8 protein-coding genes are annotated in these 8,487 nt (G+C 62.5%); all 8 read right to left on the minus strand.

Annotation, left to right across the window (positions count from 1 at the left end; all coding sequences use genetic code 11):
* Positions 1-37: 37 nt before the first annotated feature.
* Entirely contained in the window at positions 38-2,221 is a 2,184-nt protein-coding gene (locus U0988_RS06505) for a GumC family protein (protein WP_322291815.1), read from the minus strand.
* Between the two features lie 26 nt (positions 2,222-2,247).
* Positions 2,248-2,946: a polysaccharide biosynthesis/export family protein gene (locus U0988_RS06510; RefSeq protein ID WP_322291816.1), complete on the minus strand. Its 699-nt coding sequence runs from the start codon at positions 2,944-2,946 to the stop codon at positions 2,248-2,250.
* Positions 2,943-4,331, minus strand: a complete 1,389-nt coding sequence (locus U0988_RS06515) for an O-antigen ligase family protein (protein ID WP_322291817.1) — start codon at positions 4,329-4,331, stop codon at positions 2,943-2,945. The genes U0988_RS06510 and U0988_RS06515 overlap by 4 nt, the downstream gene beginning before the upstream one ends.
* Before the next feature lie 146 nt (positions 4,332-4,477).
* Positions 4,478-4,708 carry a hypothetical protein gene (locus tag U0988_RS06520; RefSeq protein WP_322291818.1) on the minus strand — a complete coding sequence of 77 codons (231 nt, stop codon included), beginning with the start codon at positions 4,706-4,708 and terminating at the stop codon, positions 4,478-4,480.
* 158 nt (positions 4,709-4,866) lie between these two features.
* Positions 4,867-6,255 carry a sugar transferase gene (locus U0988_RS06525; RefSeq protein WP_322291819.1) on the minus strand — a complete coding sequence of 463 codons (1,389 nt, stop codon included), beginning with the start codon at positions 6,253-6,255 and terminating at the stop codon, positions 4,867-4,869.
* Positions 6,256-6,439: 184 nt separating this feature from the next.
* Entirely contained in the window at positions 6,440-7,483 is a 1,044-nt protein-coding gene (gene holA, locus U0988_RS06530) for a DNA polymerase III subunit delta (RefSeq protein ID WP_322291820.1), read from the minus strand.
* Positions 7,480-7,986: an LPS assembly lipoprotein LptE gene (lptE, locus tag U0988_RS06535; protein WP_322291821.1), complete on the minus strand. Its 507-nt coding sequence runs from the start codon at positions 7,984-7,986 to the stop codon at positions 7,480-7,482. Before lptE ends, holA begins: the two co-directional genes overlap by 4 nt.
* On the minus strand, positions 7,983-8,487 hold a 505-nt coding region (locus tag U0988_RS06540), incomplete at its 5' end, for a class I tRNA ligase family protein (protein ID WP_322291822.1). The genes lptE and U0988_RS06540, both read right to left, overlap by 4 nt.

Here is an 8,487-nt window from a genome sequence, read left to right on the forward strand (position 1 = left end):
TGCCCGAGTCCAGGGAGTCGGACGCGCCCGGACCGGTTCAGCCAACCGCCTTCTCGCGCTCGTCGCGGTAGCTGTAATAATCGTAGCCGTAATAACTCGAATAGCTGTTCGATGCGTCCTTCGGATCGAACTTGGTCAGCACCGCGCCGAGGATGTTGGGCCGCATGGCCTTGAGGCGGCGGAGGGATGATTTGAGCGCGCCGCGGCGGCCCCGTGCCGCCTCCACCACGAACACCACCCCGTCGACCAGCACCGACAGCATCGGCGCGTCGGCGAGGCCGAGGACGGGCGAGGAATCGATGATCACCAAATCATACTCGCGGGCCAGCTCGTCGATGATTTCCTGCATCCTTACAGAGGCAAGCAATTCGCTCGGCGCGGGCGGGGTGGGGCCTGCTGTCAGGCAGGAAAATGCCTGTTCGCAATTGGTGTGAACCGCTTCCGCCAGTGTTGCCTGCCCGGTCAGAACCGTCGTCAGGCCGACCGAATTGTCGGTACCCGCGAAACGGTGCAGGCTCGGGCGGCGGATGTCGCCATCGACCAGGATCACCTTACGGCCCATGCGCGAGAAGGTGTGCGCCAAGGCGCGGCAGGTGACGGATTTTCCTTCCGAGGGCTGGCTGCTGGTGACCAGCATGGTCGGCGCGAGGCCTTGAGGCGTGGCATAGAGCAAACTGCCGCAAAGCGAGCTGTAGGCCTCCGCAATCGGGGCTTTGGGATCCGCCATTTCGTCTTCGATGGTCCCGGCTTGATTGACCGGGACGACCCCGAGCAGGGGAAGATCGAGCTTCTGCGCGACGTCTTCCGGGACCCGGATGGAATCGTCGAGTTCTGTCCGCAGGAATACCGCGCCGCCTGCAATGAAACTGCCGAGAATGAAGCCGATCCCCAAATTGAACATCAGATTGGGCGAGGACGGTGCCACCGGCACCCTTGCCTGGTCGATTATCGAGATATTGCTCGCACTGACCCCCGCCGCGGCGTTCAGCTGCTTGTAGCGTTGCAAAAGTTCGTCATACAATTGCCGGTTGGTATCCGCCTCGCGTTCCAGCAGGGCGTATTGCACCGAACTGTCCTGTTCCGACAGTGTTTCGCCCTTCAAGGTGTTCACTTGCGAGGCGAGCTGGATTTCGGTTGCCCGGGCGGCATCGTATTCCGTTCGGATCGCCAGCCGCACGCTGTTGGCGGCCGCATTCAGGTCCGCCTGGACCTGCGCCAGTTCCGCCCGGCGCGACACGATTTCGGGGTGGTCCTCCAGCCGGCGCGAGCTTTCTTCCGCGAGCGAAGCCTCCAGCGCGGCTCTGCGCCCGAGCAGAGAAGCGACAGTAGGGTCCGAACGCACAGAAGCAGAGCTGTAGAGCGGCGCATTGGCGATGGACTGCCACCGTGTTTCTGCACCAATCCGGTTCGCGCGGGCGCTGTTGGCCGCCTGGTTCAGCTGGATCAGGCTGGCCGTGGTAATCGATCCGCCGGCCCTGCCGGTATCTTCATCGACGGTGGGATCCGTCAGCCGGATCAGACCGGCACCGCGGGCATAGGTGTTGAGCGCCTTTTCCGAATTGGCCAGCCGTTCCTTCGCCTCGGTCAACTGATCGGACACGAAATCACGCGCATAGGCCGTCGAATCGAACTTGCGCTTGAGGTCGGCCTGGATGAACTGTTCGGCGTAGCTGTTGGCAATTTGCGCAGAGATCCCCGCGTCGGCTGACGTGAACAACACGGGAATAACCCGGGTGTTGCGGGGTGCGGGCACCTTCAGGTTGCGCTGCACCAGCAAAATGGCATCCATCTCGCGCAGCTTGTCATCGCTGCGAATCGCCTCGTCGTGGATGCCGAAGGCGTTGAAGAAGCGCGTGCTTTCCGAAAGATCGAGCGCATTCTCGACCCGCTCTGCCAAGGCATAACTGGTCACAACGTCGATCTCGGTATTGAGAAAGCGTTCATAGTTCCAGCTGTTGTCCTCGGCCGGCGTATCCTCGCTGCCCAGAACCCGCTGCGAGGTTTCGTTGACCTGGATGGTGACACGCGCGGTATATTGCGGAACGGCAAGCAGGGTCGCCGCCAGCGCTGCCGCCACACTCACGGTGACAATACTGAATATCAGCCAGCGGTTCCGGCGGATTACCGCCAGGATATAGTTCATATCGATCAGCGGGCCGCTGCCGTAAGTCTCCTCTTCCAAAAGGGAGACCTGTTTTGGATGGGTCAATGGGCTGTTCACCGGCTTATTCCTCCGCGCTCATGCGCTCAAAAGACGGTGAAAATGTTCAAGAGCGGCGTTGCCCTGAGAAAATCCCGGAACGCCGATTTCGAATTCGAGAAGCCCACAACGACGGTGTCGCCGGGTAGTATTTCCGGATCAGGCGCGAGGCCGTTGCGCAATTCGCGCAGGTCGAAACGCGCGCCGTACCGCTTCCCATCCACCTGGCGAAACACGAAAATCGAATCGTCGCGCGCGAGTTCGGACGGGCTTTCCGCCAGCGCCAGGGCACCGAGCAGAGTGATCCCCGGCTTGACTGCAAAGATGCCGGGACGATCGACTTCACCTTCGACGGTAACCGTCCGCGCGGCGCGCTCGATCACATTCACGGTCAGTTGCGGATTGCGCAGATAGCGCGCGCCTAGCCGGTCGGTCAGTTCGCGGGCGAATTCGGCCGGTGTAAGCCCGGCGACCATGACTTCGCCCAGCAGCGGCATCTGGATTGTGCCGCCATCGTCGATCGCAACTTTTTCCAGACGGAGTTCCGGTTCCTGCAGTATCGAAATCGATAGCACGTCGCCAGGCGCCATGACGCCCGATACCTGCGCAGAATTATCGGCCTTTTCCGGTATCGCGTCATAGGCGGCTATACCGGACGGGATGGACGGGTTGTCCGGTCCTGACTGGCATGCGGAAACCCCCAAAGCGAGTCCACTTGCGGCGAGCAGATTCAAAACGGCTTTCACGCGGCGTGCACTCCATTGGGCGGAACGGATTGCTGGAGCCTGCCGTGGCCTTCAATATATCCTTGGGCCGACGGCACGATCGGTTTGCTCGGCCGGGCGAGCAAAATACCCATCGCCGCCGCGGCAATAATTGCCAGCGACATCGACCGAAGCGGGTAATCGACCAGCGAATGCAGTCCGATGATCGCAGCAACAGCGGCAGGAAAATAGAGCGCCCGCCGCGCTTCGCCAGCCGACTGCCGGAACCGAGTGACCCCTGCGTAGGCCAACATGCCTGCCAGTGCAGCAATGGTCAGGCCGCCAAAAATGCCGGCCTCAAGCAGGAATTCCAGATAATCATTATGCACCCGGTTGGGGCTGGTCATGTCGACAATCTCCAGCCGCTCCACCGCCGCCAGCGTCGGAGCGGCGCTGCCGATACCGGCCCCGAAAGGCCAGTATGCAGCGATTGCGAAAAGGGCATCGCTCCACAGCTCGCTTCGAAAATCGGACTGTGCATCGAACCGCCCGGCAATCCGCTGGATCACGCCATTGTGCCGCAGCAGCCACGCGAGCAGGATTGCAGCAGGGACCAGGCTGCCAAGAAGCAAGAGCACGCGCCGGTGAATGCCGTGCCAGATCAGCGCGCAAAAGATCACTACTATCGGGATCAGCGCGATGCCCGTCCGCGAACCGGTCAGCACCACGCCAAGGACCAGAATGGCCAATGCGGTTATTGCAAGGCTGGCGGCCGACGTTTTCAGAACCCGCCCGCGCAGCGTCCGAAGTGTGGCTGTCGCTGCAACCATCCCGATCAGCAGCATATCGGCCTGTGCGTTCCGGTTGGCCTGGAAGCCGTTGAGAAAACCAGGGTTGGATTGCGAATAAATCCGCAAGGCAGTGTCGCTGCCTCCCACTATCTGCCCGGCCCCGAGAAGCAGGGACAGCAGGACCATCAGCAGAATCGCGGCAACCGCCCAGTTGAAGTCTTGCGAATGGAGCCGGCTCATCATCAGCATCGCTGCAACTGCCGGGATGATCGCCAGCAGACTGGCCGCAGTCCTGCCGGGGAACAGGCTCCAGCTGCGCCAGGTATCCCGCGCACCGACCAGATCGAGGGCTTCGGCCTGAATCTCCCGTCCGGGTAGCGCCTGCCAGACCGCCGGAGGCAAGGGAACCAGTTGCAGCAGCGGCAGCGCCACGACGAGAGCGGCGGCAATCCATGCCAGACGCGGCGGCGGTGGAAGGCCCGTCATCCGGCACGGGCCGTAGAGCGTCATCACCAGACATCCCGCGGCAATCAGCTGCAGCAGAAGTTCCGTCTGCGGCGCAGGCGTCCCGCCGCCCCCGAGCGTTATGGCGGCGATCAGCAACAGCAGCAGGGGCCAGAGATACGCCCGCGGCAAGACCTCTGCGCCAAGAACGCCAATTCCACCGCTTGAATTTCGGACAGTTGAGTTCCTGCGATCAGAGATAACGCCACGCCCCCCAAATACTTTGTTCAGGACAGGCCCGAACCGACCGGACCTATTCCTTTTGCGAGTTCGGCGGTTCAGCCCGGGCTGTCGCTGCCGCCGCCGGCTGCGACTGCGACTGCTGGGACAACACCCGCTGCGGCGAGAATGGCGAAAATGATCCCGGTGCCGCCATCCAGCTCGCTTTCCTCACCAGACTTAGAAGCGCTACGCACCCGCTCGGTGTTCTGCGCCGCAGTTGCTGCCGGTATTGCTGCCGGTATTGCCGCCGACGATCGGGTCGCGGCCTGAGCCGAAAATGAAAACACGAGTGCGCAAGTCGCAAAGGCATTAGCGATGTTCTTCGCAAGCGACATGTTTCTGGATTCCGGTGGTCTACTGCCCTAATGACCACCGCATTAAGTATTTTCACTTAGGTTGCAACCCCTTTGGCGGTTGCACAAAGCCGCGCGCCTGCTGTGCCCCGTCAAAAGGCCTTCTGGTGTACCATAACTCGCAGCGTACGCAGCAGGATCATGACGTCGCGATAAGGGCTCCAGCGGCTGATATATTCGAGATCCGCGCGCAACCTTCCGCGAAGATCGTTTTCATGGTCTGTCGCGCCGCGGAAGCCCCGCACCTGCGCGAGGCCCGTGAGCCCCGGGCGCAAGGCGTGACGGTTCCAGTAATGTCCATCAACTTCCCAGAACAGCTTGTCACCCGCCTGCGAACCGAGCGCGTGCGGGCGCGGCCCGACCACGCTCATGTCGCCAATCAGGACATTGATCAGCTGAGGTAATTCGTCGAGGCTGGTGCGGCGCAAAAACCGGCCCACTGCCGTAACGCGGTCATCCCCGCGCGATGCCGATCGGTTGCCATCCGCGTCCGCGCCTTCGACCTTCATCGAACGGAATTTCAGCATCTGGAAGAAGCGGTTCCCCCGGCCGAGCCGGCGCTGGGTGAAGAATATCGGGCCGCGGTCTTCCAGCTTGATCGCCAATGCGACGAGCAGCAGCACCGGTGCCAGCACAAACAGCGCGGTCCCGGCGACAGCGAGATCGAAAGCCCGCTTGACGGCCCTGGCGCGCAAACCCAGCGGACCGGTCGACACGATCAGGGAGATGCAATCCCCTTCGACTTCCATCCCCAGAGGTGCCAGTTTCTGGAGGCTGCCCGAAACCACCTCGCCGCGTACCCCGGCTGCACGAAGGACGAATACCCACGCCGGCCTGCGTGCTACGCTGCAGCTGACGACTACGCGGTCCATGTTCTGCAGGTAACGTCCCAACCTGTCGAGATTGTGGGGGTCGGTCGTATCGGCCAGCAGTCCATGCTCGGCGGCATCGATAACAAGGGAATTCGAAAGTTTAACCTCCGGACCGCCATCGTTGATCAGGAGCACATTGACAACTCGCGGTCCCCAGGTCAGCCGGACCAGCCAGAGCAGCGCCAGCCGGAACGCGACCATTGCAGCGCCGCTGAACAGCAGCCCCAGCGTAAAGGTGACCCGCGAAAAGTAGGCCGTCGATTTGGCGTAGAAGGTCACGAAAATCAGCAACGCCGATGCCACCAGCAATGCCAGCAATGCCCGCTTGATGGCAAACCGCGGCTCGAGCAGCGCCTTGATCGAATACGTGCTCTGGTAAAGTGCGATCGTTGTGTAGACGGGCAACAGCAGCTGCGCTTCCATCATCAGCAATGTGGCCGGCCATGCCATCTGGTATACCGCGCGGGCCATGAAGAACCCGCCGAGTATGCACAGCAGATCGGCGACGAGTAAAGTGAGATACATTCGCAGCCGCCACCGTTCCAGCGAAGGGGCAAGGGGTTTGGAAGATTGCGCAGCCAAGGGCAGCGATCGTATCGGCGCATTCATCAGTCGCGGCTTTGGGAAGGTTGCTGCATGCAGCAAATCCATAGCCGTATCGAATTCGACTTCAAGCGCGTTAAATATTCTTCTGATGAATACTTTCAAACGACGCTGAAAACAAAAAGAATTCGCGGAATTTCACCGGTTAATTCAATTCGATCACGGCCTCCGCTTTAAACGTCTCAATGACTTAGCGGCGGGAACCGGCAAATCTGGCAATTTCCGTCAGTCCCTGCCCGAGCAGCAATTCCGCATGCTGGCTGTTCGACAACAGGCTTTGGTGCAGCAGGACCAGTTTCGCCACCAACCGGTCGAGTTTCCGGCCTCGCCAGCGCTGCAATTGCTGGGAAATGTCTCGCTGATCCTTGAAGAAGACACGCCGCGCCTGGATTTCCCCCTTCATCGCGGAGGAAATGTCGCCGCGCGGTCCGATGCGGGCGGACAATTGCGCGAGCTGAACCGTGCGCCGCTCGAACGCCAACAACACGCCCACCGGGTTGAGCGACAATTCGTGCATCCGCTGCAGCTCGCCTGGCAGTTTGCCCAGTTCACCTGAAAGCACCGCGTTGACCAGCGGCATGAAGCCGTCCTCTTCGGTGGGCGCGCCAATTGCGGCCAGCGCCTCCGCGTCCGCGCTGCGCGGCGCCTCGGGCGATGCGTCGAGATAGAGCGCCAGCTTGGTCACTTCGGACTGGGCGAGCCGGACGTCGAGGCCGGCTCCGCGAGCTATCCTCTCGGCAATATCTCCGTTCAGGCGCAGGCCCGCGGCATCGGCCATGGTCCGAACCGAAGCGCTGACGCTGCCGAGGTCGGGCGGCCAGAACATCGCCACCAGCGCATCGCCGCGCTTTTCGAGCAATTTCGCGGTCCGCGCCTTGTCCGTCGCCGAAGTGGCGACGATCAGCACCGGGCAGACGGCCCCCTGGTCCTGGTCCATCCCGTCGAGAAGGATCTTGACGGCATCATGGGCCTCGTCACCGCTGGCGCGCACGAACAGATGGCGGGCATCGCCGAACAGGGACGTGGAGCGGGCTTCATCGCCAAGCCGGACCGGATCCTTGCGCAGGTCGCTGCCGGACAATTCGATCCGTTCCCCCGGGTCGTCCAGCAGGGCGATGATCCGGTGCGCCGCGGCGGAAGCACCGCCCTCGTCCGGGCCGCAGAAGAAGAACACGCTGCATTCGCGGGCCGCCCGGGCTGCCGCGCCGCCGAAGTCCCGCTGGGTCGCCTTCAAGGCTTTTCGCGCAGCGTCAGTGCGAGCTGCGTCACGATACGGTCGGCGACTTCCAGCGAGAGGTTTTCCAGCGCGGTCTGCTCGGCGGCGATAGTCGCATATTCGCTCGACACCACGTCGATACCGGCGTCGGAACCGGCGGTGGCGTCGAGCAGGATCTCACCGTTCGCCAGATCGACCAATTGATAGCGCGCGCGCAGGGTGCGCCTCTCGCGCCCGATGGTGTCATCGCCCAGCACACCCAGCCCTTCGAGCTGGTCATCCAGCCGCACATCCAGCCGGTAACGCGGGGCACCGGTATCGGCGCCGCTGGCCCCCAGCCGGTCCTGCAATGCGTTGCGCATAAGCCAGCCGGCACGCCCCTGGATCACCGGGACTTCGATCCCCGACAACCCGCGCGCCACCACGCCGTCGCTCCCGCCGGCATACATCGGCTTCAGCCCGCATGACCCCAGCAGCGCAGCCAGCGGCAACAGGCCCAGCAAGGCGCCTCTGCGGATCATGTTACGATGTTTACCAGCCTGTCGGGCACCACGATCACCTTGCGAACTTGCGCTCCATCCAGGGAACGCTGGACCTTCTCGCTGGCGAGCGCAAGCGCTTCCAACTCATCGCCGGGCAGGCCCTTGGCAACGGTCAGCGTGTCACGCAGCTTGCCCTTGTGCTGGACCGCAATGGTGACCTCGTCATCCACCAGCAGTGCGGGATCGACTTGCGGCCACCCGGCCAGCGCAATCAGGCCGCCGTGCCCCATGCGGGACCAGACTTCCTCCGCCAGATGCGGCATCATCGGCGACACCAGCAGCAACAGAGCGTGGATCGCCTCGCTACGGCTGGCCGAGGGCGCGGACTTTTCGATTGCGGCGGTCAGCTCGTAAATCCTGGCGACGGCCTTGTTGAAGGACAGCGCCTCGATATCTCCGGCACAGGCCGCAATCGTCTGATGCGTCTTGCGGGCAAGCGATCTGTCTTCGCCGGTCGCCGCTGGATCGTGCTGCTGGAGC

The sequence above is a fragment of the Allopontixanthobacter sp. genome (assembly GCF_034376665.1).
Taxonomy (GTDB): Bacteria; Pseudomonadota; Alphaproteobacteria; order Sphingomonadales; family Sphingomonadaceae; genus Allopontixanthobacter.

What these genes read in the sequence shown, in the direction of transcription:
- U0988_RS06525 (WP_322291819.1), bottom strand. Translation starts at nt 6,255, where the DNA reads ATGAATGCGCCGATACGATCGCTGCCCTTGGCTGCGCAATCTTCCAAA.
- lptE (WP_322291821.1), bottom strand. Translation starts at nt 7,986, where the DNA reads ATGATCCGCAGAGGCGCCTTGCTGGGCCTGTTGCCGCTGGCTGCGCTG.